24 protein-coding genes are annotated in these 24,584 nt (G+C 73.9%); 10 read left to right on the forward strand and 14 right to left on the reverse strand.

Annotated features, from left to right (window positions below):
- Positions 1-60: 60 nt before the first annotated feature.
- Both ACIPYS_RS01860 and ACIPYS_RS01865 read left to right on the forward strand, forming a co-directional pair.
- Positions 61-582 carry a GNAT family N-acetyltransferase gene (locus ACIPYS_RS01860; RefSeq protein ID WP_400741913.1) on the forward strand — a complete coding sequence of 174 codons (522 nt, stop codon included), beginning with the start codon at positions 61-63 and terminating at the stop codon, positions 580-582.
- Between the two features lie 165 nt (positions 583-747).
- Positions 748-1,788, forward strand: coding sequence for a DUF2510 domain-containing protein (locus ACIPYS_RS01865; RefSeq protein ID WP_093862306.1), 1,041 nt, complete (start codon positions 748-750; stop codon positions 1,786-1,788).
- Between the two features lie 161 nt (positions 1,789-1,949).
- Here the strand turns inward: ACIPYS_RS01865 and ACIPYS_RS01870 are convergent, their stop codons facing one another.
- From ACIPYS_RS01870 to cobU, 7 genes are all read right to left on the reverse strand, one after another.
- Complete coding sequence (locus ACIPYS_RS01870; RefSeq protein ID WP_045944233.1) at positions 1,950-2,465, reverse strand: DUF4240 domain-containing protein; 516 nt, start codon at positions 2,463-2,465, stop codon at positions 1,950-1,952.
- Positions 2,466-2,707: 242 nt separating this feature from the next.
- On the reverse strand, positions 2,708-4,495 hold the full coding sequence (sucB, locus tag ACIPYS_RS01875; protein WP_400741918.1) for a 2-oxoglutarate dehydrogenase, E2 component, dihydrolipoamide succinyltransferase: 1,788 nt from the start codon (positions 4,493-4,495) through the stop codon (positions 2,708-2,710).
- A 61-nt stretch (positions 4,496-4,556) separates the two neighbouring features.
- Complete coding sequence (lpdA, locus tag ACIPYS_RS01880) at positions 4,557-5,963, reverse strand: dihydrolipoyl dehydrogenase (protein WP_093862308.1); 1,407 nt, start codon at positions 5,961-5,963, stop codon at positions 4,557-4,559.
- 388 nt (positions 5,964-6,351) lie between these two features.
- On the reverse strand, positions 6,352-7,860 hold the full coding sequence (locus ACIPYS_RS01885; protein WP_093862309.1) for a leucyl aminopeptidase: 1,509 nt from the start codon (positions 7,858-7,860) through the stop codon (positions 6,352-6,354).
- A 296-nt stretch (positions 7,861-8,156) separates the two neighbouring features.
- Positions 8,157-8,954 (reverse strand): adenosylcobinamide-GDP ribazoletransferase, encoded by a 798-nt coding sequence (locus ACIPYS_RS01890; protein WP_231977810.1) that lies wholly within the window; start codon positions 8,952-8,954, stop codon positions 8,157-8,159.
- 104 nt (positions 8,955-9,058) lie between these two features.
- A complete protein-coding gene (locus ACIPYS_RS01895; protein WP_093862310.1) occupies positions 9,059-10,174 on the reverse strand; it encodes a nicotinate-nucleotide--dimethylbenzimidazole phosphoribosyltransferase in 1,116 nt (371 codons plus the stop codon).
- 153 nt (positions 10,175-10,327) lie between these two features.
- A complete protein-coding gene (cobU, locus tag ACIPYS_RS01900) occupies positions 10,328-10,900 on the reverse strand; it encodes a bifunctional adenosylcobinamide kinase/adenosylcobinamide-phosphate guanylyltransferase (protein WP_093862311.1) in 573 nt (190 codons plus the stop codon).
- Positions 10,901-11,008: 108 nt separating this feature from the next.
- Between cobU and ACIPYS_RS01905 the strand changes: the two genes are divergently transcribed.
- The gene (locus ACIPYS_RS01905) at positions 11,009-11,212 is read left to right on the forward strand and encodes a hypothetical protein (RefSeq protein WP_030391529.1); all 204 of its coding nucleotides are present in this window, start codon (positions 11,009-11,011) and stop codon (positions 11,210-11,212) included.
- 69 nt (positions 11,213-11,281) lie between these two features.
- Here ACIPYS_RS01905 and ACIPYS_RS01910 read toward each other — a convergent pair whose 3' ends face one another.
- Both ACIPYS_RS01910 and ACIPYS_RS01915 read right to left on the reverse strand, forming a co-directional pair.
- The gene (locus ACIPYS_RS01910) at positions 11,282-11,977 is read right to left on the reverse strand and encodes a bifunctional 2-polyprenyl-6-hydroxyphenol methylase/3-demethylubiquinol 3-O-methyltransferase UbiG (protein WP_093865167.1); all 696 of its coding nucleotides are present in this window, start codon (positions 11,975-11,977) and stop codon (positions 11,282-11,284) included.
- A gap of 230 nt (positions 11,978-12,207) precedes the next feature.
- Positions 12,208-12,807, reverse strand: coding sequence for a DUF3043 domain-containing protein (locus ACIPYS_RS01915; protein ID WP_093862312.1), 600 nt, complete (start codon positions 12,805-12,807; stop codon positions 12,208-12,210).
- A 322-nt stretch (positions 12,808-13,129) separates the two neighbouring features.
- On the opposite strand from ACIPYS_RS01915, the gene ACIPYS_RS01920 reads away from it, so the two are divergent.
- Both ACIPYS_RS01920 and ACIPYS_RS01925 read left to right on the forward strand, forming a co-directional pair.
- Entirely contained in the window at positions 13,130-13,933 is an 804-nt protein-coding gene (locus ACIPYS_RS01920) for a PspA/IM30 family protein (protein WP_078879583.1), read from the forward strand.
- A 75-nt stretch (positions 13,934-14,008) separates the two neighbouring features.
- Positions 14,009-14,302, forward strand: coding sequence for a hypothetical protein (locus ACIPYS_RS01925; protein WP_093862313.1), 294 nt, complete (start codon positions 14,009-14,011; stop codon positions 14,300-14,302).
- A gap of 112 nt (positions 14,303-14,414) precedes the next feature.
- Here the strand turns inward: ACIPYS_RS01925 and nadA are convergent, their stop codons facing one another.
- On the reverse strand, positions 14,415-15,599 hold the full coding sequence (nadA, locus tag ACIPYS_RS01930) for a quinolinate synthase NadA (protein ID WP_369826238.1): 1,185 nt from the start codon (positions 15,597-15,599) through the stop codon (positions 14,415-14,417).
- Positions 15,600-15,800: 201 nt separating this feature from the next.
- Here nadA and ACIPYS_RS01935 point away from each other — a divergent pair, with 201 nt between their 5' ends.
- The 3 genes from ACIPYS_RS01935 (at position 15,801) to ACIPYS_RS01945 (ending at position 18,962) form a co-directional block, all read left to right on the forward strand.
- Positions 15,801-16,724, forward strand: coding sequence for an NADP-dependent oxidoreductase (locus ACIPYS_RS01935; protein WP_173862139.1), 924 nt, complete (start codon positions 15,801-15,803; stop codon positions 16,722-16,724).
- Between the two features lie 172 nt (positions 16,725-16,896).
- Positions 16,897-17,361: an Lrp/AsnC family transcriptional regulator gene (locus tag ACIPYS_RS01940; protein WP_093862314.1), complete on the forward strand. Its 465-nt coding sequence runs from the start codon at positions 16,897-16,899 to the stop codon at positions 17,359-17,361.
- 233 nt (positions 17,362-17,594) lie between these two features.
- Complete coding sequence (locus ACIPYS_RS01945; RefSeq protein WP_093862315.1) at positions 17,595-18,962, forward strand: pyridoxal-dependent decarboxylase; 1,368 nt, start codon at positions 17,595-17,597, stop codon at positions 18,960-18,962.
- 95 nt (positions 18,963-19,057) lie between these two features.
- Here the strand turns inward: ACIPYS_RS01945 and ACIPYS_RS01950 are convergent, their stop codons facing one another.
- Positions 19,058-19,927 carry a GNAT family N-acetyltransferase gene (locus ACIPYS_RS01950; RefSeq protein WP_400741931.1) on the reverse strand — a complete coding sequence of 290 codons (870 nt, stop codon included), beginning with the start codon at positions 19,925-19,927 and terminating at the stop codon, positions 19,058-19,060.
- 244 nt (positions 19,928-20,171) lie between these two features.
- Here ACIPYS_RS01950 and erpA point away from each other — a divergent pair, with 244 nt between their 5' ends.
- Positions 20,172-20,525: an iron-sulfur cluster insertion protein ErpA gene (gene erpA, locus ACIPYS_RS01955; protein WP_030391519.1), complete on the forward strand. Its 354-nt coding sequence runs from the start codon at positions 20,172-20,174 to the stop codon at positions 20,523-20,525.
- A 119-nt stretch (positions 20,526-20,644) separates the two neighbouring features.
- Here the strand turns inward: erpA and ACIPYS_RS01960 are convergent, their stop codons facing one another.
- The gene (locus ACIPYS_RS01960) at positions 20,645-21,388 is read right to left on the reverse strand and encodes a hypothetical protein (protein ID WP_400741934.1); all 744 of its coding nucleotides are present in this window, start codon (positions 21,386-21,388) and stop codon (positions 20,645-20,647) included.
- 125 nt (positions 21,389-21,513) lie between these two features.
- Positions 21,514-21,732, reverse strand: a complete 219-nt coding sequence (locus ACIPYS_RS01965; protein ID WP_400741937.1) for a hypothetical protein — start codon at positions 21,730-21,732, stop codon at positions 21,514-21,516.
- A gap of 264 nt (positions 21,733-21,996) precedes the next feature.
- On the opposite strand from ACIPYS_RS01965, the gene ACIPYS_RS01970 reads away from it, so the two are divergent.
- Positions 21,997-22,974, forward strand: coding sequence for a carbohydrate kinase family protein (locus ACIPYS_RS01970; RefSeq protein ID WP_093862319.1), 978 nt, complete (start codon positions 21,997-21,999; stop codon positions 22,972-22,974).
- Here ACIPYS_RS01970 and ACIPYS_RS01975 read toward each other — a convergent pair.
- Positions 22,967-24,361, reverse strand: coding sequence for a cysteine desulfurase/sulfurtransferase TusA family protein (locus ACIPYS_RS01975; RefSeq protein WP_400741941.1), 1,395 nt, complete (start codon positions 24,359-24,361; stop codon positions 22,967-22,969). The genes ACIPYS_RS01970 and ACIPYS_RS01975 overlap by 8 nt on opposite strands.
- Positions 24,362-24,584 lie beyond the last annotated feature (223 nt).

Consider the following 24,584-nt stretch of genomic DNA (forward strand, 5'->3'; position numbering starts at 1 on the left):
AGCGGCGGTCCGGCGGGGCCGCGGGAAATGCCGCGCACGTCCCGGCCGGGGGTGATTAGCATGCGGCGCATGCACGAGAACGATCAGCTGATCATCCGTCCGGCCCGGGCCGAGGACGAGAAGGAACTCTCCGCCCTCAACCGCGCCACCTGGACCGCGCTGGCCGAGGTCGCCCCCAGGCCCGACGAGGACGCGGAGGTGTTCGACGAGCGGCACACCCCGGACCAGTTCCTGCTGGCCCTGCTCGACGGCCGAGCGGTCGGCTACGTGCGGGTCGTGCCGCCGACCCCGCTGGCCAGCAACCGGCACGTGCGCCAGATCCAGGGCCTCGCGGTCGACACCGCCGTGCGCGGCCGGGGCATCGGCGTCGCACTGGTCGAGGCCGCCTGCCGGATCGCCCGGGAGCAGGGCGCCCGCCGGATCACCCTGCGGGTGCTCGGCCACAACGTCCCGGCCCGCGCCCTCTACGAGCGCTGCGGCTTCGTGGTCGAGGGTTCGCTCAAGGAGGAGTTCCTGATCGACGGCACCTACGTCGACGACATCTGGATGGCCCGGTCCCTCGACGACCGGCCGACCGGCTGAGCCACCGCCCGCCCGACCGCCCGACCGTCCGAGCAGCCCGCCGGACCGTTCCCGCACGACCCGTTCCGCTTCACTGACGCACCGTCAGATCACGTGCGCGGGTGGTGCAGAGTCGTGACAGACCCGCCCTGTCTGGAGCGTCACCCGGACGGGTAGGTTACGGCCGTGAGCAACTCGACGCCTCCCGGGTGGTACCCGGTACCGGGTGCGGACGGCACGGCCGGTCATGAGCGCTGGTGGGACGGCGCGGCCTGGACCAGTGACGTGCGCCCCGTCCAGGCGGGCGGCGGCCCGATTGCCGACGCCCCGACGCAGGTCGCCTGGCAGAACCCCTCGGGGGGTTCCGCGCCCGCGCCGCCGGCCTACGGCTACGGAGCCCCGCAGCAGGGCCAGCCCGGGTACGGCTACCCGGCGCAGAACCCGCCGGCCTACGGCTACCCGCCGGCCGCCTATCCGCCGCCCGAGCGGCCGAACCGGATCAGGACCGGGACGGCCGTCGGCATCGTGGTCGGCGTGCTGGCGGTGGTCGGTGTGGTGGCCGCCGTGGCACTCAACAGCGGCGGTGACGGCCCCATCGCCAAGCCGACCCCGCCGGTGACCACGGTCACCGTCACCGACACGCCGAGCCCGAGCGCCACCACCCCCAGCCCGACCAGGTCCTCCCCGCCGCCGCCGACCACGCCGCCGAAGCCGAGCCCGGTGCTCAAGGACACCGTGGCGGACCCGCAGCACGCCATCACCGTGCCGGTGTTCGAGGGCTGGGAGGCGAACACCAGCGGGTCCCACTCCACGGTCTTCCTCGGCAGCGGCCAGTACACCTGCCCCGGTGGCGGCAACTGCATCCGGGGCCAGTTCTCGGTGGAGAAGGACACCATCGCCGGCACCACCGCCCGGGCGGCGGCCGAGGCGGCCATGCCGACCTACGCGGCGGCGATCTTCAACAACATCACCGGGCACACCGACGCGGGCTCGTCCAGCACCACCGTCGCGGGGATCTCCGGCTACGCGGTGCGCTGGCACATCACCACCTCGGACGGCAGCAAGGGCTACATCCTGATGGTGGCCGTCCCCGCCAAGGGCGGCGGCTTCGTGGCCTTCGAGGGCGGGGTGGACGACGCGGCGGGCGCGCCCGACCCGTCCGTGCTGGACCAGATCCTCAAGGGCATCAAGCAGGACACCAGCGCGGCGGCGGGCTCCGACACCTGAGCCCCCCCGCCCGGGCGGGTGGGCCGGCGGCAACCGGGGTTGTTCGACCCGGGTCCGCCCGGCCCGCCCGCCCCGGCTCCGGCCGGTGCGTTCCCGTCCGCCCCCGGCTCCGGCCGGTGCGTTCCCGCCCCTCCCCGGCCCGCCCGCTCCGCTCCGGCGGGTCAGTCCCCGTACCGCTCCCAGAGCTTGGGGAACCGTTTCGCCATGACCTCGGGGTCGTCGAAGTCGAACCCGGCCCCGAACGGCTGCGCGGGCTGGCGTCCGCCCACCTCGGGCAGCGGCAGCGCGGTCAGCTGCTCGTACGCCTCGTCGGCCGCGTAGCCGAGGTCCTCGGCCTCGCCGTCCTCCTCCTCGTCGAAGCCGGGCAGCAGGTCGGCCAGGTCGTCCGGCTCGTGCAGCCCGCCCTCGAAGACGTCCCGGCCCTGGCCGATCAGCCAGCACCGGAAGTAGTCGAAGGAGTCCTCGGAGGCCCCGCCCAGCAACAGGTAGGCCGCGCCCCACAGGTCGTGGCGGTAGGCGCGCTGGAACCGGGCCTCGAAGAGCCGGGCGAAGTCGATGACGTCGTCCGGGGTCAGCTCGACGAGCCGCTCCACCAGACGGTCCGCCTGCTCGTCCGGGTCGCCCTCGGCGTCCTCCCGGGTGTCGTCGATGATCTGCCAGAAGTCGGTCTCGTCCATCACCGCTCCAGCATCCCTGTTCGGTCGCACGCGCGCATGCGAAGAGCGGGTGAATCGCCCGGAACGGTACGAAAAACCCGGAACGGCGCGAAGATGCCCGCCGTCCGCCCCCTCCTGCCGTCCGCCCCCGCGCACCGTCACCCCGCCCACCGTCACCCCGCCCCGGACGCGCGGAACCCCGCGCCGTCCGGGGACGACGCGGGGTTCCGGTGCTGCCGGAGGGAGACCCTCGGGCGGGAGCCCTACAGGCCGAGCTCGACCTCGAACTCGCCGGCCTCGAGGATCTCCTTGACCGCCACCAGGTAGCGGGCGGCGTCGGCGCCGTCCACCAGGCGGTGGTCGTAGGAGAGCGACAGGTAGGTCATGTCACGGATGCCGATGGCGGTGCCGCCGTCGGCCTCGATGACGACCGGGCGCTTGACCGTCGCGCCGATGCCCAGGATGGCGGCCTGGTTCGGCGGCACGATGACGGTGTCGAAGAGCGCGCCGCGCGAGCCGGTGTTGCTGATGGTGAAGGTGGCGCCGGACAGCTCGTCCGGGGTGATCTTGCTGTCGCGCACCTTGCCGGCCAGCTCGGCGGTCTTCTTCGAGATGCCGGCGATGTTGAGGTCGCCCGCACCCTTGATGACCGGGGTCATCAGACCCTTCTCCGAGTCCACCGCGATACCGATGTTCTCGGTGTCGAAGTAGGTGATGGTGCCCTCGGCGTCGTTGATCCGGGCGTTGACGACCGCGTGGGCCTTCAGCGCCTGGGCGGCGGCCTTGACGAAGAACGGCATCGGGGACAGCTTCACGCCCTCGCGGGCGAGGAAGGAGTCCTTGGCCTTGGCGCGCAGCGACATGATCCGGGTGACGTCCACCTCGACCACGCTGGTGAGCTGCGCCTGCTCGTGCAGGGCCTTCATCATGTTGTCGCCGATGACCTTGCGCATGCGGGTCATCTTGACCGTCTGGCCGCGCAGGGCCGACGGGGCGGCGGCGGCCTTCGGCGCGGCGGCGGCCGCGACCGGGGCGGCGGCGACCGGGGCCGGCGCGGCCTTGGCGGCCTCGGCGGCGGCCAGGACGTCCTGCTTGCGGATGCGGCCGCCGACACCGGTGCCGGTGACAGCGGTCAGCGCGACGCCGTGCTCGGCGGCGAGCTTGCGCACCAGCGGGGTGACGTAGGCGTCACCGGCGTCGGCCACCGGAGCGGCCGGGGCGGCAACGGGGGCCGGGGCGGCAACGGGGGCCGGAGCGGCGACCGGAGCCGGGGCGGCAACGGGGGCCGGAGCGGCGACCGGAGCCGGGGCGGCAACGGGGGCCGGGGCGGCAACGGGGGCCGGCGCAGCGACCGGAGCCGGGGCGGCAACGGGGGCCGGAGCGGCAACCGGGGCCGGAGCAGCCGGAGCGGCCGGAGCGGCGACGGCACCCGCGGCACCGATCAGCGCGAGCTGGGCGCCGACCTCGGCGGTCTCGTCCTCGCCGACCAGGATCTTCACCAGGGTGCCGGCGACCGGCGACGGGATCTCGGTGTCGACCTTGTCGGTGGAGACCTCGAGCAGCGGCTCGTCGACCTCGACCGTGTCACCCTCGGCCTTCAGCCAGCGGGTGACGGTGCCCTCGGCGACCGACTCGCCCAGGGCCGGCAGCAGCACCGGGGTGGCGTCGGCGGCCGGGGCCGCCGGAGCGGCGGCGACCGGGGCGGCCGGAGCGGCCGGTGCCTCGGCGACCGGGGCCGGAGCGGCGACCGGGGCCTCCGCGACCGGGGCCGGGGCAGCGGCGGCCGGAGCCGCGGCGGCGACCGGCGCGCCCGAGCCGTCGTCGATGATCGCGAGCTCGGCGCCGACCTCGACGGTCTCGTCCTCGGCGACCTTGATCGAGGCCAGAATGCCGGAGGCCGGGGCCGGGATCTCGGTGTCGACCTTGTCGGTCGACACCTCGAGCAGCGGCTCGTCGACCTCCACGCGCTCACCCTCGGCCTTCAGCCAACGGGTGACGGTGCCCTCGGAAACGCTCTCGCCCAGCGCGGGCAGTGTTACTGAGACCGCCATGGTTTCAGCGACTCCTATTCAAGTCTTGCGAACTGGAAGATGGGGGGTGTGGGGGGCGCGATCAGTCGTGCGCGTGCAGCGGCTTGCCGGCCAGCGCCAGGTGCGCCTCGCCCAGGGCCTCGGACTGGGTCGGGTGCGCGTGGATGAGCTGCGCGACCTCGGCCGGGAGAGCCTCCCAGTTGTAGATCAGCTGGGCCTCTCCGACCTGCTCGCCCATGCGGGCGCCGACCATGTGGACGCCGACCACGGCGCCGTCCTTGACCTGGACGAGCTTGATCTCGCCGGCGGTCTTCAGGATCTTGCTCTTGCCGTTGCCGGCCAGGTTGTACTTGACGGTGACGACCTTCTCCTTGCCGTACAGCTCGACGGCCTTGGCCTCGGAGATGCCGACGGAGGCCACCTCGGGGTTGGAGTAGGTCACGCGCGGGACGCCGTCGTAGTCGATCGGCACCGGCTTGAGGCCGGCCAGGCGCTCGGCGACGAGGATGCCCTCGGCGAAGCCGACGTGGGCCAGCTGCAGGGTCGGGGCCAGGTCGCCGACGGCCGAGACGGTCGGCACGTTGGTGCGCATGTACTCGTCGACGAGGACGTAGCCGCGGTCCATCGCGACACCGTTCTCCTCGTAGCCGAGGCCGGCCGAGACCGGGCCGCGGCCGATGGCGACGAGCAGCAGGTCGGCGTCGATCTGCTTGCCGTTCTCGGTGGAGACGCGCACACCGGTCTCGGTGTACTCGACGCCGGAGAAGCGGGCCTTGAGCTCGAACTTGATGCCACGCTTGCGGAAGGCGCGCTCCAGCAGCTTGGAGGAGTTCTCGTCCTCCAGCGGGACCAGGTGCGGCAGGGCCTCGACGATGGTGACGTCGACGCCGAACGACTTCCAGACCGAGGCGAACTCGACACCGATCACGCCGCCGCCGAGGATGACGGCCGACTTCGGGATGCGGTCGAGCTTGAGGGCGTGGTCCGAGGAGATGACGCGGTTGCCGTCGATCTCCAGACCCGGGATCGAGCGCGGCACGGAACCGGTCGCGAGGAGGATGTGGCGGCCCTCGATGCGCTGGCCGTTGACGTCCACCGAGGTCTGCGAGGAGAGCTTGCCCTCACCCTGGACGAACGTCACCTTGCGGGACGCCACCAGGCCCTGGAGGCCCTTGTACAGGCCGGCGACGACGTCGTCCTTGTACTTGTGGACGCCGTTGATGTCGATGCCCTGGAAGGTGGCCAGCACGCCGAACTCGGCGGCCTCCTTCGTCTCGTCGGCGATCTCGGCCGCGTGCAGCAGCGCCTTGGTCGGGATGCAGCCGCGGTGCAGGCAGGTGCCGCCGAGCTCACCCTTCTCGACCAGGGCGACGCTCAGGCCCAGCTGGGCGCCGCGGAGCGCCGCGGCGTAACCGCCGCTTCCGCCTCCGAGAATGACTACGTCGAAAACGGTGCTGGCGTCGTTCGCCACGTCACGTCCTCCATGCAATGGGATGTGGATCGCCGGGCCGGTCGCGGTCCGGTGGGTCGGTAGCCCTTGTGGGGCGCCCAGTCGTGCCGGAAATACATCTTCGCACTTGTTCGCGGCGACTGATGTCCGGGTCCGCCCCGGAGGCGTCCCGAGTGGTGGTCGCAGGGGTGGGAATACCCCGGACGGAGGGGCATCGTCGCAGCTCAGGGCGGGGTTGACAGGGGCCGGGAGGGGGTTTTCCGGGACCCCTGCGGCCGGCGGTTCCGCACTGTGGAACAAAGTTTCGCCCGCAGCGAACACGGGTGCGGCGCGCGCCCGCGTCCCCTACCGGCAGGTAACCGGCGGTGGAAGCCGGACGGGGCCCGGCGCGTGCGCGCCGGACCCCGTCCTCGGTCGTACCCGTCCGTCAGGCCTTGCCGCCGGCGGCCTTCTGCTCGGCGAAGCGGACCAGGGTGCGGACCGCCGACGCGGTGCCGCCCCGCGGGGTGTAGCCGAACGGCGCGGCCTCGTGGAACGCCGGACCGGCGATGTCCAGGTGCGCCCAGTCGATGCCCTCGGCCACGAACTCCTTCAGGAACAGGCCGGCCACCAGGCCGCCGCCCATCCGGTCGCCCATGTTGGCCAGGTCGGCGATGGTCGACTCGGTCATGCCCTTGCGCAGCTCGGCCGGCAGCGGCATCGGCCAGGACGGCTCGCCGACCTCGCCGGCGACCGCGTGCAGGTCCGCGCGCAGCTCGTCGTTGTTGGCCATCACACCGAAGGTGCGGTTGCCCAGGGCCAGGATCATCGCCCCGGTCAGGGTCGCCACGTCGACGATGACGTCCGGGTTCTCCTCGCCGGCCCGCACGATGGCGTCGGCCAGCACCAGACGGCCCTCGGCGTCGGTGTTCAGCACCTCGACGGTCTTGCCGCCGTACATCCGCAGCACGTCGCCCGGGCGGGTGGCCGTGCCGGACGGCATGTTCTCGGCCAGCGCCAGCCACGCGGTGACGTTGACCTGGAGGCCGAGGCGCTTGGCGGCGACCACGGCGGCGAACACCGCGGCGGCGCCGGCCATGTCGCACTTCATGGTCTCGTTGTGGCCGGCCGGCTTCAGCGAGATGCCGCCCGAGTCGTAGGTGATGCCCTTGCCGACGAACGCCAGGGTGGCCTTCGCCTTCGGGTGGGTGTAGGCCACCTTGACCAGCCGCGGCGGGTTGGCCGAGCCGTTGCCGACGCCCAGCAGACCGCCGAAGCCGCCCTTGAGCAGGGCCTTCTCGTCCAGCACCTCGACCTTGAGGCCGTGCTCCTTGCCGGCCGCCTGGGCGATCGCCGCGAAGGACTTCGGGGTCAGGTCGTTCGGCGCGGTGTTGACCAGGTCGCGGGCGCGGTTCATCTCCTCGCCGACGGCCAGGGCGCGCTCGACGGCCGCCTTGGCCTCCTTGCTGCCCTTGCGGGCCGAGAGCACCAGCAGCTCGCCGACCGGCTCCTTGCCGCCGTTGCCGTTCTGCTTGTAGGTGCCGAACGCGTAGGTGCCGAGCAGCGCGCCCAGCGCGACCGCCTCGACCTCCTCGGCGGACTCGGCCGGCAGCGCCAGCGCGACCTTCTTGCTGCCGGCCAGGGTGCGGGCGGCGACACCGGCGGCGCGGCGCAGGGCCTCCAGCCCGTACGCGCCCTCGACGGCGTCGCCGAGGCCGACCGCGAGCACGAGCGAGGCCTTCAGGCCGGCCGGGGCGGGCACCTTGACGGCGTCGCCCTCGGCGCCGGTCGCGCCCAGGGTGGCCAGAACCTCGGCCAGCTTGCCCTCGAACGCCTCGGCCACGGCCTCGGCGCCCGGGGCCAGCACGATGCCCTTGGAGCCCTTCGCCACGCCGATCACCAGGGCGTCCGCGCGCAGCGAGGCGGCGGCGGAGGTGCTCACAGACAATGCAGTCACGTAATGCGTCCTGTTCTTTCGCGGTCCACGACCGGTCGCGGCGCGAATGCCGCACCGGCGCAGCCCGGAACCGCCGGCGAGGCCGACCGGCCGACGGTGTCGGACCCGGGACCCCTGGCTGCGCGCGCCCACCGCCGCGGCGGTCGCGCACACCAGAGGCCCCGGCGCCGCGACGGGCGCCGGACGGGCAGGACCTGCGACGGTGCAGGGCTGCGGTGCTCCCCGCATGGTAGTCCGCATGGTGGGATCACGCGCCGCCCGGTCCGTCGCCTTTCGACGCCGGGGTTCCGGCGCCGTCATCCGCGCAGCAGGGCCAGTGCCAGCAGCGCACCCGTCGCGGCGGTCTCCACCGTCGCGCCGAGCACGTCCCCGGTGATCCCGCCGAACCGCCGCACGCACCGCAGCAGCAGTGGCCCGGCGGCGGCGGTTCCGATCACAACGGCCAGTGGCAGCAGGAGGGCTGACCATCCGTCGAGCAGTCCGGCGAGGCCGAGCAGGGCCGCCGCGGCCCCGGTCGAGGCGAGCGCCGCACCCGGCGTCACGGTGCTCGCCACCATCGCGCCCAGTCCGCCCGGCCGGGCCGCCGGCACCGTGCGCAGACAGCCCCAGGCGAGCGCGCAGCGCCCGGCCACCGCCGCCAGGAGCACCGCGAGCGCGCCCCGCAGCGGGGAATGCGCGAACTGCCCGGCCAGCGCGGCCACCTGCGCGAGCAGCACGAGCACCAGGGTGAGCACGCCGAACGGGCCGATGTCCGACTGCTTCATGATCCGCAGCGCGTCCTCGGCGGGCTTGCCGCTGCCCAGGCCGTCCGCGACGTCCGCCAGGCCGTCCAGATGGAGTCCCCGGGTGAGCACCGCCAGCAGGGCGACCGCCGCCACCGCCCCGAGCGGCCCGCCCGCCCGCCAGGCGACCAGTGCCCCCGTCGCCCCGGCGAGCGTCCCGAGCACCGCCCCGACCAGCGGCGCGGCCACCATCGCCCGCCCCCCGGACGCCCGGTCCCACCGGTCGACCCGCACCGGCAGGACCGACAGGGTCCCGAACGCGAACCGCAGCCCGTCCCGCAGTCCCTCCCGCAGCCCGTCCCGCACCGTCAACCACCCACTCCCGTCCGGTGCCCGGCCGGGCACCGCGCGTGCCGGGGGCCCGGGGCCCGTCGGTCGCGACGGATCCCGGGCCCCGGCCCTTCCTGACGTACTCGCTACAGCTTGCCCAGCAGCTCCGCCGCCGTCGGCAGCCGGGCCGGCTCCTTCGGCGCCGCCGGTACGTACGCCGTCGGCGGCTCGTCGGCCAGCGTGTCCGCCGCGGCCTGGAGCAGCGGCAGCGCCATCAGCGCGCCGACGCCCTCGCCCATGGTGATCCCCTGCTCCTGCAGCGGCGTCAGGGTCAGCCGGTCGTACGCCTTGGCCTGGGCCGGCTCGCCGCTGGTCTGCCCGGCCCGCCACCACTCCGGCGCCCGGAACGCGATCCGCTGCGCGACCAGCGCGCAGGCCGCCGAGACGACCCCGTCCAGCACCACCGGCAGCTTCCGCACCGCGGCCTGCAGCAGGAAGCCGGTGATCGCCGCGAAGTCCGCGCCGCCGGTGGCCCCGAGCAGCGCCAACTGGTCGCCCAGCACCGGCCGGGCCCGCCGCAGCGAGTCGCGCACGGTCGCGCACTTGACCATCCACACCCGGTCGTCGATGCCCGAGCCGCGTCCGGTGACCGCCGCCGCGTCCGTCCCGCAGAGCGCGCCGACCAGGACCGCCGCCACCGTGGTCGAACCGACCCCGAGGTCGCCCAGCACCACCAGGTCGGTCCCGGCGTCGGCCTCCTCGTCGGCGACGGCCATCCCGGCCCGGAACGCCGCAGCGGTCTCCTCAGGGCTCAGCGCGTCCTCGACGTCGATCCGCCCGGAGCCGCGCCGCACCCGGTGCGCCGTCACCTCGTCGGGGAAGTCCGCGGCTTCGGCGTCGACCGCGACGTCCACCACCCGCACCTCGGCGCCGAAGCGCCGGGCGAGCAGCGCGACCGGCGCGGTGCCGTCGAGCACGGCCCGCACGCGCGCGGCCGTGCCGCCCCCGGCGGGCAGCCGGGAGACCCCGACCCGGGCCACCCCGTGGTCGGCGGCGAACAGCACCACCTTGGGCGCCGACAGCGGCCGCACGGGGGAGCGCCCCTGCACGGAGGACAGCCAGGCGCCCAGCTCCTCCAGCTTGCCGAGGCCGCCCGGCGGCCGGTCCAGCTCCTGCCACCGCTCCTCGGCGGCGCGCCGGGCGCTCTCGTCGGGGCGCTCGACGAGCGAGGAGAACGTATCGAGATCCACGGTCGTGTCCATCGTCCGGAAGGCTACACGCCGTACGTGTTCACCGGAGGGGCGCCGGTGCCGAAAGGGAGCAGGGCCCGGAGCCCCCGACGAAGGAGGCGGCGCCGTGCCCGCCGACCGTCGGCGCCGGGCCGAGCGTCCCGGAGGGAACCGGGCGGCAGGTCCTCACCCGGCGGCGGGCTTGACGGTGAGGACCTGCCCCGCCACCACCAGCAGCACACGCTCGGAGGCGTCCGCCACCGCCATGTTGAGCCGGCCCAGGGTGTCGCGGAACCGGCGGCCGGCCGCGGTGGCCGGGACGACGCCCATACCGACCTCGTTGCTGACCGCCACCACCTGCCGCCGGGTCCCCGCCCAGGCGGCCGCCAGCGCCGCGCAGCGCCGCTGGACCCCGGCCTCGCCGCCGTCCGCCCAGACCGCGTCGTCCCAGGCCCCGCACTCGTCCATCACCGAGGTGAGCCACAGCGCCAGGCAGTCGACCAGCACCGGCGCCGGGTCGGCGGTGTCGGCCAGGACGGCCTCCAACTCGCAGGTCTCGGCGGTGCGCCAGCTCGCCGGGCGCCGGTCCCGGTGCAGGGCGACCCGCTGCGCCCACTCCGCGTCGCCGTCCCGGGTGCCGCCGGTGGCCACGTACAGCACGTCGTCGTACCGGGCCAGCAGCTGTTCGGCCCGGGTCGACTTGCCGGACCGCGCGCCGCCGAGGAGCAGGGTGCGGGGGAGCGGTGCGTCTGGTGTCATGCACCCATCCTCGCGCACGGCGCATACCGAAGATCCGGCCGGGCAACCTGAGGGCTTAGGGTGCGCAGCACAGAGCGCATCGCTGGTCGTCGGCGGGAGGAGCCGGGCATGGTCTGGACGTGGCGGTACGAGAAGGCGGACGGCACGGTGGTGGCCCCGGGCAGCGGGCAGGCGGAGGAGTTCGCCGGCCAGGGCGACGCGGAGACGTGGATCGGGGAGAACTGGAAGCAGCTGGCCGAGGACGGGGTGGACCGCGCGGTCCTGCTGGACGACGACCGCGAGATCTACACGATGAGCCTGCACGAGGGCTGATCCGGTCCGAAGGAGCGGGGGCCGCCCGCCGGTGCGCGGGCGGCCCCCGCCGGGCCCGCCCCGGCGGGGCTACTTCATCCCGACGACGTGCAGCAGCGCGGCGACCTGCCGGTACGGGTCGGTGCGCCCGGCGCGTTCCTCGGCCTCCAGCAGCTGGGCGAGCTGCCGGCCGTCCACGGGCGGCGCGTCGTCGGGGGTGCTCTCGGTGAGGACCCGGACGCCGTACCAGTGCCGCAGCGGCACGGACACCTCGGAGAGGGTGACGGCGAGGTCGCCGATCCGGTCGGCACGGGCGGCCAGACCGAGCCGGTTGTAGTACCGGTCGCTGTCGAAGGCCTCCAGGGCGGCGCGCCAGTCGCCGGCGGCCGCGGGCCGCAGCGCGAGCGCGTCGCGGTTGCGGACCACCAGCGAGAGCAGCCCGCCCGGGGCGAGCAGCCGGGCCAGCGAGGCGATCATCGGATCGGGGTCCGGCAGGTACATCAGCACGCCGTGGCAGAGCACGACGTCGAAGCTGCGCGCCCCGAACCAGCGCCCGCACTGGTGCCCGTCGCCGATCAGCAGCTGGATCCGCTCGCGTACGGCGTCGGGCTCCCCGGCCAGCGTCTCCTGGGCGGCGCCGAGCGCGGCCGGGTCGGAGTCGATGCCGGTGACGTAGTGGCCGGCCCGGGCCAGCCGCAGCGCCTGGGTGCCCTGGCCGCAGCCGATGTCGAGCACGCGCTGGGCGGCCCGTCCGGTGAGCTGCTCGGCGAGCTGCCGGGCGACCATCTCCTGCCGGACGAGGTTGCGCAAGGTGCCGGAGCGTCCCGGAGCGGGGCCGGTGCCGCCGGCGAAGGAGCCGCTGCGCGAGGGCAGCCGCCGCTCGTGGCCGTGCCGCTCGTACCCGTCCCGCTCCTGCGCGATCCGGTCGTGGCCGCCGCCCCCCTGGCCGGGGAGCGCGTAGAGGCCGGGCCCGTCCCACAGGGGAGGGGCCCAGCCGGAGTCCACCGGTTCGGCGGTCAGGGCTTCTCCCCGCGCCGCACCTGCGGCTTGGGCAGTCGCAGCCGGCGCATCTGCAGGATGCGCATCAGGCCGTACGCGACCGCGCCGCGGGTGTTCTGCCCGGCGAAGCGCTCGGCGAGCTGCTTGCGCAGGCCGAAGCCGAGCCGGACGAAGTCCAGGATCACCAGGACGAAGAAGAGCAGGAACAGCAGCGTGGAGAGCAGCTGCAGGGCCGGCACCTTGACGATGCTGAGCACCAGGATCAGCACGGCGGCGGGCAGGAAGAACTCGGCGAGCGACCAGCGGGCGTCCACGTAGTCGCGGGTGAACTTCCGCACCGGGCCCTTGTCACGGGCCGGCAGGTGGCGCTCGTCGCCGTCCATCAGCGCCTGGCGCTGCTTCTCGCGCTCGGAGCGCATCCGCTCGCGGGCCTGGCGGGAGGCCTCCTTGCGGTCCTTGGGCACAGTGACCCTGGTCCGGCGGTTGGTCTCGGCCTCACTGCGCTTGGGCGTGGGCCGTCCCTTCTTCGCCTGCGGGTCGCGGGTCTGCGTCTTGCCGTCCTGCTTCTCCAGCACGGTGGCGGAGGCGGCGGCATCATCTGAACGGCGTCGGAACACACCACCAGCCTACGGGGTGCGGCGACGCTTCTCCGGGCCCCCCGGGAACCGAACGCGTATCGATCGCGTCCCGGACCGGCCGCGACGGCTCCCGGGGGGGACCGCGGGGGGAGTTGCGGGGGGAGTCCCGTAGGGGATCACTCCGCTGACCGGCGGGTGGAATGAGGGCGGGATCCACCCCGCGGATGAGGCTTCCCGGGACCGACCTGTAGCAGGCTTGTTGCAGGCAGGTGCACTGCGGCGACGGGCTCGCTGCAACTACACTCGTCGTGTCTGGTAAGAGACTGATACCGCAGGCCGGAGAAGGGGGCACCCGAGGCCCATGAGCGACGGAATCATGAAGCGTATGGGGCTGATCTTCCGCTCCAAGGCGAACAAGGCCTTGGACCGGGCGGAGGATCCGCGTGAGACGCTCGATTATTCGTACCAGAAGCAGCTCGAGCTGCTGCAGAAGGTGCGTCGTGGCGTCGCCGACGTGGCCACCTCGCGCAAGCGTCTGGAGCTCCAGCTGACCCAGCTGCAGCAGCAGTCGGCGAAGTACGAGGACCAGGGCCGCAAGGCGCTCTCGCTCGGCCGGGAGGACCTCGCCCGCGAGGCCCTCACCCGCAAGGCGAACATGCAGTCCCAGATCAACGACCTGGAGGTGCAGTACCAGCAGCTCCAGGCCGAGGAGGAGAAGCTCACGCTCGCCTCCCAGCGGCTGCAGGCCAAGGTCGACGCCTTCCGCACCAAGAAGGAGACCATCAAGGCCACCTACACCGCGGCGCAGGCGCAGACCCGGATCGCCGAGTCCTTCTCCGGTATCTCGGAGGAGATGGGCGACGTCGGTCTGGCGATCCAGCGGGCCGAGGACAAGACCGCGCAGATGCAGGCCCGGGCCGGTGCGATCGACGAGCTGCTGGCCTCCGGCGCGCTCGACGACGCCAGCGGTCTCGGCCGCAAGGACGACATCGAGGCCGAGCTGGAGCGGGTGGCCGGCGGTTCCGACGTCGAGCTGGAGCTGGCCCGGATGAAGGCCGAGCTGACCGGGGGCTCCCCGGCCGCCCCGCAGGCGATCGAGCAGGGTCGCCCGCAGGACGCCGCGCCGCAGCAGCAGGACGGCCCGCGGATCAACTACAACAAGTAGTCGGAGCCGCAACCGACCTGAGCTCCGCCCCGGAGCACCTCCGGGACCATCCCCAGGAACAGGGAGACGCACGGCATGATCATGCGGGTCATGGGTGAGGGGCAGTTCCAGGTGGGCGAGGCCCATCTGAACCGGCTCAACGAGCTCGACGACGAGCTGCTCACCGCACTGGAGTCGGGGGACGAGGAACACTTCCGCCGGGCGCTCGCCGAGCTGCTCGGCGCCGTGCGGGAGTTCGGCACCCCGCTGGCGGACGATTCGCTGGAGCCGTCCGACCTGATCCTGCCGGACTCCGAGGCCACCATCGAGGACGTCCGCGAGATGCTGCGGGCGGAGGGCGACGGCCTCATCCCGGGCATTCCCGAGTAGCCGCCGTCTCGCGCCAGACACGGGGGCGGGCCCCCTCCGCACGGAGGGGGCCCGCCCTTTGTCGCTGCCCGGACCGCTCGCTGCCCGGACCGCTCGCGGACCGGGCGAATCGTTACGGCAGGGCCAGCATCCGGTCCAGCGCCGCCTTGGCGTACTTCTCGGTCTCCGGGTCGACCTTGATCACGTTCGGCACCCGGCCCTCGACCAGCGACTCCAGCGCCCACACCAGGTGCGGGAGGTCGATCCGGTTCATGGTGGAGCAGAAGCAGACCGCCCGGTCGAGGAAGACGACCTCCTTGTCCGGGTGCGCCTTGGCGAGCCGGCGGACGAGGTTGAGCTCGGTGCCGATGGCCCACTTGGAACCGGGCTCGGCGGCGTCCAGCGCCTTGATGATGTACTCGGTCGAGCCGACCATGTCGGCGGCTGCGACGACCTCGTGCCGGCACTCGGGGTGCACCAGGACGTTGACGCCGGGGACCCGCTCGCGCACGTCGTTCACCGAGTCCAGGGTGAACCGGCCGTGCACCGAGCAGTGGCCGCGCCAGAGGATCATCTTCGCGTCCCGCAGCTGCTCGACGGTCAGGCCGCCGTTCGGCTTGTGCGGGTTGTAGACGACGCAGTCGTCCAGCGAGAAGCCCATGTCCCGCACCGCGGTGTTGCGGCCCAGGTGCTGGTCGGGCAGGAACAGGACCTTCTGGCCCTGCTCGTACGCCCACTCCAGCGCCCGCCGGGCGTTGGAGGAGGTGCAGATGGTGCCGCCGTGCCGGCCGGTGAAGGCCTTGATGTCGGCGGAGGAGTTCATGTACGAGACCGGGACGGTCACGTCGGCTATCCCGGCGTCGGTCAGCACGTCCCAGCACTCGGCGACCTGCTCGGCGGTGGCCATGTCGGCCATCGAACAGCCCGCGGCGAGGTCCGGCAGGACGACCTGCTGGGCGTCGCCGGTGAGGATGTCGGCCGACTCGGCCATGAAGTGCACACCGCAGAAGACGATGTACTCGGCCTCCGGACGGGCCGCGGCGTCCCGGGCGAGCTTGAAGGAGTCGCCGGTGACGTCGGCGAACTCGATCACCTCGTCGCGCTGGTAGTGGTGGCCCAGGATGAAGACGCGGTCGCCGAGCGCGGCCTTGGCGGCGCGGGCGCGCTCGACCAGGTCCGGGTCGGAGGCCGGGGGGAGGTCGCCGGGGCACTCGACGCCGCGCTCGCTGTTCGGGTCGGCCTGGCGGCCGAGCAGCAGCAGAGCGAGCGGCGTCGGGGTGGGGTCGACGCCGTAGGTCTCGGTGATGGTGGTGGTCACGGGCGGGTGCCCTTCTGTGCGGCCGATCAAGCGGTGCAGCCTTTTCGTCTAACTGACGCAATCTATGATAACCGGTTAGCGTCAGAGTGACGATGGCCATCCTGTCGATGTGACGAGAACCGCTCGCCGGTTCGGAGCCTTCCCGGGCCCGCCCGGCGTGGCCGGAACCGGATTCAGGTCCGGCCGGGTTTCGCTGGTGGCATGAAGGCAATCGCGATCCACCACTACGGCGGCCCCGAGGCCGTCGAGTACACCGACCTCCCCGACCCGAAGGTCGGCCCGGACTCGGTACTGGTGCAGGTCAGGGCGGCCGGGGTGAACCCGGTCGACTGGAAGGTGCGGGACGGGCTGCTGGACGGCCTGCTCGACGCGCACTTCCCGCTGGTGATGGGCTGGGACGCGGCGGGCGTGGTCCGGGCCGTCGGCGGCGGCGTCACCGAGTTCGCGCCCGGCGACGAGGTCTACGGCTATGTGCGCAAGGACACGGTCGAGCACGGCACCTATGCCGAGCTGGTGGCCGCTCCGGTCCGCACCCTGGCCCGCAAGCCGGCCGCGCTGGACTGGGCGCAGGCCGGCGGACTGCCGCTGGCCGGACTCACCGCCCTCCAGTCGCTGCGGGCGGTGGGGGTCGGCCCCGGTGACACCGTCCTGGTGCACGCCGCCGCCGGCGGGGTCGGCCACCTGGCCGTGCAGATCGCCCGCGCCCTGGGGGCCCGGGTGATCGGCACCGCCGGCGAACGCAACCACGACTATCTGCGCGAGCTCGGCGCCGAGCCGGTCCGGTACGGCGAGGGACTGGCGGAGCGGGTCCGGGCGCTGGCCCCGGAGGGGGTGGACGCGGCCCTGGACCTGGTCGGCGGGGACGCCGTCGAGGTCTCGGCCGGACTGGTCGCCGACCCGGCGCGGATCGCCTCGATCGCGGACTTCGGGGTCAAGGCCCGCGGCGGCCGGTACGTCTGGGTCCGCCCGGACGCCGCCGGGCTCGCCGAGCTGGCCGCGCTCGCCGACGAGGGACGGCTGACCGTGACCGTCGCCTCCACCTTCCCGCTCGCCCAGGCCGCCTCCGCCCAGGCGCTGAGTGCCGAGGGCCGCACCCGGGGCAAGATCGTCCTGCTCACCGGCTGAGCGCCGACCGGCCGACCGGCGGACGTCCTCCCGTTGTCATCCGCCAGCGGTGAACTCGCTCCTGACATCCGCCAGAATGGAGCCGAACCGTTTCGGCGGGCCGCCGCCGTCCCCCGGCGGGCGAGGGCCCGCCCCGATCCCGACGCCGCACGACCCGTGGAGCCCCGCACCGATGAGCAGCAGCCCAGCGAACGAGACGGCCGGGGCCTCCCTGGACGAGACCGACCGCCTCCTGCTCGCCCGGCTGGCCGGGGACGGCCGGGCCTCGTACGCCGAGATCGGGCTTCAGGTCAACCTCTCCGCCACCGCCGTCCGCCGCCGGATCGACCGGCTGCGGGCGCGCGGGGTGGTCCGCGGCTTCACCGTGGTGCTCGACCCCTCGGTGCTCGGCTGGCAGACCGAGGCCTTCGTCGAGGTCTACTGCCGCGAGCGGACCGCCCCCGAGGAGATCCTCGCCAGCCTGCGGCAGTTCCCCGAGGTGGTCGCCGCCTGGACGGTCACCGGCGATCCGGACGCGCTGGTCCACCTGCGGGCCGCCGACATGCGCCACCTGGAGGCGGTCATCGAGCGGATCCGCCGTGAGCCCGGCGTCCAGCGCAGCCGCTCCTCGGTGGTCCTCTCCCAGCTGATCGGCTAGCGCGCGACCGCGGCGCACGCCCTGCGGGAACCTCCCCGTTCGGCCCATTTCGCCCCCCGCGCAGGAATCCTGCGCGGGGCCCGCCGAAGACGCCCGAAAGCTGCCCGACCGGCCGCGTTCCGACGCGCGGGGAGGGCCCGCCGCTGCCTACGCTGATCATGTCCGGCCGTGCGGTGCCAACCCCCCCCGTTCCACCGGACCCTCCCCGACCCCCACAGCCGAGAGGGACACCCGTGTCCGCAGCCCCCGACCGCATGCACCGGCCCGACAGCGACCTGGTCGACCTGGTTTTCGACTACATGCGCGAGCGGCTGCAGTACGACCCCGTCCCGCTCGACCACCCCGGTGACGGCGAGCACCTGCGCGCCCAGCTGTCCGGCCTGCTCAACCAGGACGGCAACGACCCGGCCGACGTGCTCAAGCTCTACGACCACGAGCTCTCCCGCGCGGTGATCTCCGCCGACAGCCCGCGCTACCTGTCCTTCATCCCGTGCGCCCCCACCAAGGCCGCGCTGCTCTTCGACATGGTGGTCTCCTGCGCCTCGCTCCAGGGCATCTCCTGGCTGGAGGCGGCCGGCGCGATCGCCGCCGAGAACCAGGTGCTGCGCCTGATAGCCGACCGCGCGGGCATGCCGGACTCGGCCGGCGGCACCTTCGTCTCCGGCGGTTCGGCCGGCAACCTCTCCGCCCTGGTCGTCGCCCGGGACACCGCCCGCCGCCGGCTGAACGTCGGGCCGGAGGCCCGGCTTCGGATCGCGGTCGCCGACCAGGTGCACTCCTCGGTGAAGAACACCTTCAACATCATCGGCGTCGAGGCGTTCAAGGTCCCGACCGTCGACCGCCGGTTCACCGGCGAGGCGCTGCGCGCCGCCCTGGCCGCCGACCCGAACCCGGAGACGGTGATCGCCGTCGTCGGCACCGGCGGCACCACCAACGAGGGCATCGTCGACGACCTCCAGGGCCTGTCCGAGGTCGCCCGCGAGCGCGGGCTGTGGTTCCACGTCGACGGCGCCTACGGCGGCGCGGGCCTGTTCGCCCCCTCCGTCCGCGAGCGCTACAACGGCATCGAGCACGCCGACTCCTTCGTCGTCGACCCGCACAAGTGGCTGTTCGCGCCGTTCGACTGCGCCGCGCTGATCTACCGCAACCCGCAGCTCGCCCGTGCCGTGCACACCCAGGACGCCTCCTACCTGGACGTGCTGCACACCGAGGGCGACGAGTGGAACCCCACCGACTACGCCTACCACCTGACCCGGCGCGCCCGCGGTCTGCCGCTGTGGTTCTCGCTGGCCGTGCACGGCGTCCAGGCGTACACCGACGCCATCGAGGCCGGCCTGACGCTGGCCCGGGAGACCGCGCAGCTGATCCGCGACAGCGAGCACCTGGAGCTGCTGTTCGACCCGCAGCTGTCCGCGGTCTGCTTCAAGCGCAACGGCTGGACCAACGACGACTACTACCGCTGGTCGCAGCAGCTCCTCGCGGACCAGATCGGCTTCGTCACCCCGACCGGCTGGGACGGCGAGACGGTCGCCCGCTTCGCCTTCCTGCACCCGGGCACCACCATGGAGATGGTCAAGGAGATCCTCGACACCATGGAGTGACGCCCGCGGCGCACCCGCCCCGAAGCGCACCGACCCCCGCCCGGCCCCGGCCCGGCGGGGGTCGCGCGCGTCCGGCGTGATCCGGAGGAGCGCCCCTAGAGAAGCCCGCCGTCGGGGATGTACGGCGCCGGCGGGCGCATCCCGCGCAGCCCCAGATACCCCCGGGTCGCCACCGACAGGCCCAGCTCGAGGCCGACGTCCAGCGCCCACTCCTGCTCGGCGGTCAGCGCCTCCACCCGCGCCTCGATCCCCTCCGGCACCCGGGCCAGCGCCTCGCGCAGCAGCCGGGTGGCGATCCGCTTCGAGGTGGCCGCCAGCAGCCGCACCTCGCCGCCCTCCCGGTAGCAGTAGCCGCTGCCCGCCAGGGTGTCCGCGACCAGCACCTCCTCGCAGTGCGCGAGCAGCAGTTCGTGGTCCGGGCCGTGCGCGGCTCCGCGCAGCCGCCGGTCCACCGAGTCCAGCAGGTGCCGGTGGGTGGCGTTGCCGGGGTGCACCGGGAGGTCCCCCGGGTCGACCAGCCGGGACCGGTCCACCCGCCCGGTCAGCTGCATCGCCGGGTGCAGCGTGAACCCGGCCAGCCGGTACCGCCGCACCGCCGCCGGCGACGGCGAGGCGCACAGCATCCCGCGCAGACAGCCGCGCCCGTGCGCGAGGGCCCGCTCCAGCAGCAGCCGCCCCACCCCCTTGCCCTGCGCCTGCGGCAGCACCACGAGCAGCGCCAGCACCCAGACGCCCTCGCGGCGCAGCGCCAGCACCGCGCCGACCGGCCCGCCGTCCAGCTCGGCCATCCAGCAGCCCTGCGGATCGGTGCGCGCGAGGTGTCTGGTGCGGGCCAGCTGGAACACGGACGCCGGGGGCGGCCCGGTGAGCGGCGGGGCGTCGGGGAGCGAGGCGAACGCGGCGGCGGCGATGTGCCGGACCGCTTCCGCGTCGGCGGCGGAGTCCTGGAGCGGGCGCAGGAGCATACCCACCATCCTGACCGCCGGGCCCGCGCCGCGGGGCCGGTTCGCCCGGATCGGTCCGAGCGGGATGCGGCCCGGGGCCGCCGGTGTGCGAGCATGGAAGGCGTATGGGGAACGGGTGCACGCCCGGCCCACGGAACACCGCCGCCGAGAATCCACCGAAAACACTCCGTCGTCCGGGAAATGAATCCGGACGGCCGTCGGTTGGTACTGGCGGCAGACCGTCGTCAAGACCGGGAGAACGCAGATGACCGTCCAGGACGAGACCACCGTCGAGAGTGGCATCCTCCTCACCGATGCCGCCGCGGCCAAGGTCAAGGGCCTGCTGGAGCAGGAAGGCCGGGACGACCTGGCGCTGCGCGTCGCCGTCCAGCCCGGCGGTTGCTCGGGCCTGCGCTACCAGCTGTTCTTCGACGAGCGCTCGCTCGACGGTGACGTGCTGAAGGACTTCGACGGTGTGAAGGTCGTCACCGACCGGATGAGCGCCCCGTACCTGGGTGGCGCCACCGTCGACTTCGTCGACACCATCGAGAAGCAGGGCTTCACGATCGACAACCCGAACGCCACCGGCTCCTGCGCCTGCGGCGACTCGTTCAGCTAGTCGGTCCGCGGTCGGCCGGCCGGTCCCCGGTCAGCAGGTCGACAGCGGTCCGGCACGAAGGCGGCCCCCGGGATCCCGGAGGCCGCCTTCGTCGTGTCCGCGCGCGGTCCGCGCCGGGGTCACGGATTGCCGGGGACGTCCGGGACCACCGGATCCGGGCCGATCTTGGCGTCCGCCTCGAGCGGCACCTCCTGCCCGGTCGCCAGATCGGTCACCGCCCGGCCCTGGAGCGGCTGCTTCAGGTCGGCCGTCACGGTCTGCCGCTTGGCGAGCTCGGCGCAGGCCTGTCCGGCCGGGACCGGCGCCGCCGTGGTCACCCGGACGTCCACCCGGCCCGGCTTGGACTCGTCGGCCTTGAGCGCGTAGCGCTGGCAGATGCCGCCGTAGAACCAGATTGTCAGCTTGTTGCCGTCCACCCGGTAGGTGATCGCCGGGTGCACCGGCGAGCCGCTCCCGGTGCCGTTCGGCGGCGGCTCGCCCACCGCGATGCCGTTGCCGCCCGGGGGAGTGGGCGCCGGGGTGGGGGTCGTCGCGGGCGCTGCCGGCTTGGTGGCGGGCGCCGGACTGGCCGGCCTCGGGTCCGGGGCGGTGACCGTCGGGTCGACCGGCGGCGTGGTCACCGGGGCCGGCGCGGTCGGGGCCGAGGTCGCGGCCGGGGCGGCCGGGTCCGCGCTGCCGGTGGCCGCGCCGGGCGAGGCGGAAGCGCTCGCCGGGGCCCGCTCCGCGCCGGAGGCCGCCGTGTCCGAAGCCGCTTTGGTCCCGCCGTCGCACCCGGCCAGGACGGCCACCGCCGCCAGGGCGAGGCCGGCCAACGCCGTCGCGCGGGCCCGGCCGGAACGCCTGGGCATGCTCTCCAGATCCATCTGAACTTCCTCCCGAGGGCTCAGCGGTACGCCTCGGCGGCCGCACCGCGGGGATGTGACGTGGCCCGGACGATTCCGGTTCCCCGTCCGTCCCCGCCGTCCCCCGGGACCCTGGGCAGCCCCGCTCAGGGCCCGTACTCGGGCATCGACGCGACCACGCGCCGGGCCCGGGAGGGGACGCGGAAGCCTGAGCCGGCCGGCGCGCTGTCCTGCGGGCCGGCCGCCAGCAGCGGCCAGAAACGTCGCAGCCGGTGCGAGGAGTCCACCAGCGCGTCGAGCGACTCACCGTCGGCGTCGCCGAGCAGCGCGGGCGGAACCCGCAGCGGGTGGTGACTGGGCAACATCGGCCATCAACTCCGATCCACCTGCCGTGGCAGCGCCGCCACGGTCCCGGTCGGGGCCGGGAGGAGCCCCTGACTGCGACCCTAGGCCGGGCGTCCGGCAGTCACCAGAGCTACCCCGGGGTAGTACACCTTCGGGGGTGGCGGGTGACAGCAGTCGGCCGGGATCGCACCCGGCGTCTTGCTGGGGCCCCGGGCGCGCCGGGTACCGTGGGTGGGTTCCACCCCCGTTGTTCCATGGCCCCGCTGCCATCCTGAGGAGACCCCGTGCGTATCGCCGTCGCCGGTTCGATCGCGACCGACCACCTGATGACCTTCCCCGGCCGGTTCGCCGACCAGCTGGTCGCCGAGCAGCTGCACACCGTGTCGCTGTCCTTCCTGGTCGACACCCTCGACATCCGCCGCGGCGGCGTCGCGCCGAACATCGCCTTCGGCATGGGCGTGCTCGGCCTGCGCCCGGTCCTGGTCGGCGCGGCCGGCGCGGACTTCGCGGAGTACCGCAGCTGGCTGGAGCGCAACAACGTGGACTGCCGGTCCGTCCACATCTCCGAGACCCGGCACACCGCGCGCTTCATGTGCACCACGGACGAGGACCACAACCAGATCGCCTCGTTCTACACCGGTGCCATGGCCGAGGCCCGCAACATCGAGCTCAAGCCGATCGCCGACCGCGTCGGCGGCCTCGACCTGGTGCTGATCGGCGCGGACGACCCGCAGGCGATGGTCCGCCACACCCAGGAGTGCCGCACCCGCGGCTACGCCTTCGCCGCGGACCCGTCGCAGCAGCTGGCCCGCCTCGACGGCCACGACATCCGCCAGATCGTCGACGGCGCCGCGTACCTCTTCACCAACGAGTACGAGGCCGCGCTGATCGAGTCCAAGACCGGCTGGGACGCGGAGGAGATCCTCACCCGGGTCGGCACCCGGATCACCACCCTCGGCAGCAAGGGCGTCCGGATCGAGCGCAAGGGCGAGTCCCCGATCGTGGTCGGCTGCGCCCCCGAGACCACCAAGGCCGACCCGACCGGTGTCGGCGACGCCTTCCGGGCCGGCTTCCTGGCCGGTCTGTCCTGGGAGCTGGAGCTGGAGCGCGCCGCCCAGCTCGGCTGCATGCTGGCCACCCTGGTGATCGAGACCGTCGGCACCCAGGAGTACGAGCTGCGCCCGCACGACTTCCTGCAGCGCTTCGTCGCGGCCTACGGCGACGAGGCCGGCGCCGAGGTCCGCGCGCACCTGGTCAACTGACCCGCCGCACCAGGTAGGCCGAGCCCCGGTCGCCGCCGTACTCGGCGGCCGGGGCCTCGCCCAGGTACTCCTGCTCGCGCATCCCGCACCAGGCCGGCACGTCCAGCCGGGCCGCCTCGTCGTCGGCCAGCACCACGACCGTGCCGCCCACCGGGACCTCGCCGATCCGCTTCGCCAGTTCGATCACCGGCAGCGGGCACCGCTTGCCCAGCGCGTCCAGGACCAGCGGCCCCCCGTCGTGCTCCCGGGCCGCGGCGGGTGCGGGCAGGTCCAGGCCCAGCGGGGCGCGGACGCCGGCCACCAGCTCCGGCAGCACGGTCAGGAAGCGGTCGACGTCCGCCCCGGTGGTGCCGAACGGCAGCGAGACCCGGACGTTCCCCTCGGTGAGCACGCCCATCGCGGCCAGCACATGGCTCGGGGTCAGCGTGGACGAGGTGCAGGAGGAGCCGGAGGAGACCGCGAACCCGGCCCGGTCCAGTTCGCCCAGCAGCACCTCGCCGTCCACGTACAGACAGGAGAAGGTGACGATGTGCGGCAGCCGCCGCACCGGGTCGCCGACCACCTCCACCTCGGGCACCAGCCGCGGCACCCGGGTCCGGATCCGCTCGACCAGCTCGTGCAGCCGGGCGTTCTCCCGCTCCGCCTCGGCCCGTACCGCGCGCAGCGAGGCCGCGGCCGCGACGATCGCCGGCACGTTGACGAAGCCCGGAACCCGGCCCGCCTCCCGCTCGTCGGAGGGCAGCGGCGAGACGTAGCGGACGCCCTTGCGCACCGTGAGCACCCCGACCCCGGCCGGTCCGCCCCACTTGTGCGCGCTGGCGGTGAGCAGCGACCAGCCGGTCGGCAGGTCCGTCCGCCCGGCGCTCTGCGCGGCGTCCACCAGCAGCGGCACCCCGCCGCGGAGCGCGGCCACCTCGTCGACCGGCTGCACCGTGCCCACCTCGTGGTTGGCGGACTGCAGCACGGCGAGCGCGGTGTCCGGCCGCAGCGCGGCGGCGAAGACCTCCGGGTCGACCCGGCCGTGCCGGTCCACCGGCACGGCGGTCACCTCGCCGCCCTCGGCCAGGTGCCGTTCGGCGCTGTGCAGCACGCTGGAGTGCTCGACGGCGGAGTGCGCCAGGTGCCCGCCGCGCCGCCGGTTGCCGCGCAGCGCGCCCAGCACCCCGAGCTGGACGGCCTGGGTCCCGCTCGAGGTGAAGGCGATCTCGTCGGCCCGGCAGCCGATCACCTCGGCCACGGTCTCCCGCGCGGCGTCCAGCAGCATCCGGGCCTGGCGCCCGGAGCGGTAGAGCCGGGCGGGGTCGGCCCATCCCTCGTCCAGGGCGGCGGTCAGCGCCTGCCGTGCGACGGGGTGGAGCGGTGCGGTGGAGGCCACATCGAAGTACACGGTCACATTTAACGACACGGACGGGTGTGTCCGGGGTTCCGAGGGCGCCTCACCCCCCGTCAGTCGATCATCCCGAATGTCCGGATAGTCCGCTCCCGACGGGGCGTCACCACGTTGTCGGAGGTCATCCCTCGATCGGGCGTACGGACCCCTAATGCCTAGGATGACCTGCGGCGCAGCCCCTGCCGGGCCTGATCGGGTGTTCGGGCGGCGCGTTACTGGG

Source organism: Kitasatospora sp. NPDC089913, from assembly GCF_044748625.1.
Taxonomy (GTDB): Bacteria; Actinomycetota; Actinomycetes; order Streptomycetales; family Streptomycetaceae; genus Kitasatospora.

What these genes read in the sequence shown, in the direction of transcription:
- ACIPYS_RS01940 (WP_093862314.1), top strand. Translation starts at nt 16,897, where the DNA reads ATGAGCAGCAGCCCAGCGAACGAGACGGCCGGGGCCTCCCTGGACGAG.
- ACIPYS_RS01925 (WP_093862313.1), top strand. Translation starts at nt 14,009, where the DNA reads ATGATCATGCGGGTCATGGGTGAGGGGCAGTTCCAGGTGGGCGAGGCC.
- ACIPYS_RS01905 (WP_030391529.1), top strand. Translation starts at nt 11,009, where the DNA reads ATGGTCTGGACGTGGCGGTACGAGAAGGCGGACGGCACGGTGGTGGCC.
- ACIPYS_RS01860 (WP_400741913.1), top strand. Translation starts at nt 61, where the DNA reads ATGCGGCGCATGCACGAGAACGATCAGCTGATCATCCGTCCGGCCCGG.
- ACIPYS_RS01950 (WP_400741931.1), bottom strand. Translation starts at nt 19,927, where the DNA reads ATGCTCCTGCGCCCGCTCCAGGACTCCGCCGCCGACGCGGAAGCGGTC.
- erpA (WP_030391519.1), top strand. Translation starts at nt 20,172, where the DNA reads ATGACCGTCCAGGACGAGACCACCGTCGAGAGTGGCATCCTCCTCACC.
- ACIPYS_RS01965 (WP_400741937.1), bottom strand. Translation starts at nt 21,732, where the DNA reads ATGTTGCCCAGTCACCACCCGCTGCGGGTTCCGCCCGCGCTGCTCGGC.
- ACIPYS_RS01895 (WP_093862310.1), bottom strand. Translation starts at nt 10,174, where the DNA reads ATGGACACGACCGTGGATCTCGATACGTTCTCCTCGCTCGTCGAGCGC.
- ACIPYS_RS01870 (WP_045944233.1), bottom strand. Translation starts at nt 2,465, where the DNA reads ATGGACGAGACCGACTTCTGGCAGATCATCGACGACACCCGGGAGGAC.
- ACIPYS_RS01920 (WP_078879583.1), top strand. Translation starts at nt 13,130, where the DNA reads ATGAGCGACGGAATCATGAAGCGTATGGGGCTGATCTTCCGCTCCAAG.
- ACIPYS_RS01960 (WP_400741934.1), bottom strand. Translation starts at nt 21,388, where the DNA reads ATGGATCTGGAGAGCATGCCCAGGCGTTCCGGCCGGGCCCGCGCGACG.
- ACIPYS_RS01910 (WP_093865167.1), bottom strand. Translation starts at nt 11,977, where the DNA reads ATGGTCGCCCGGCAGCTCGCCGAGCAGCTCACCGGACGGGCCGCCCAG.
- cobU (WP_093862311.1), bottom strand. Translation starts at nt 10,900, where the DNA reads ATGACACCAGACGCACCGCTCCCCCGCACCCTGCTCCTCGGCGGCGCG.
- sucB (WP_400741918.1), bottom strand. Translation starts at nt 4,495, where the DNA reads ATGGCGGTCTCAGTAACACTGCCCGCGCTGGGCGAGAGCGTTTCCGAG.
- ACIPYS_RS01935 (WP_173862139.1), top strand. Translation starts at nt 15,801, where the DNA reads ATGAAGGCAATCGCGATCCACCACTACGGCGGCCCCGAGGCCGTCGAG.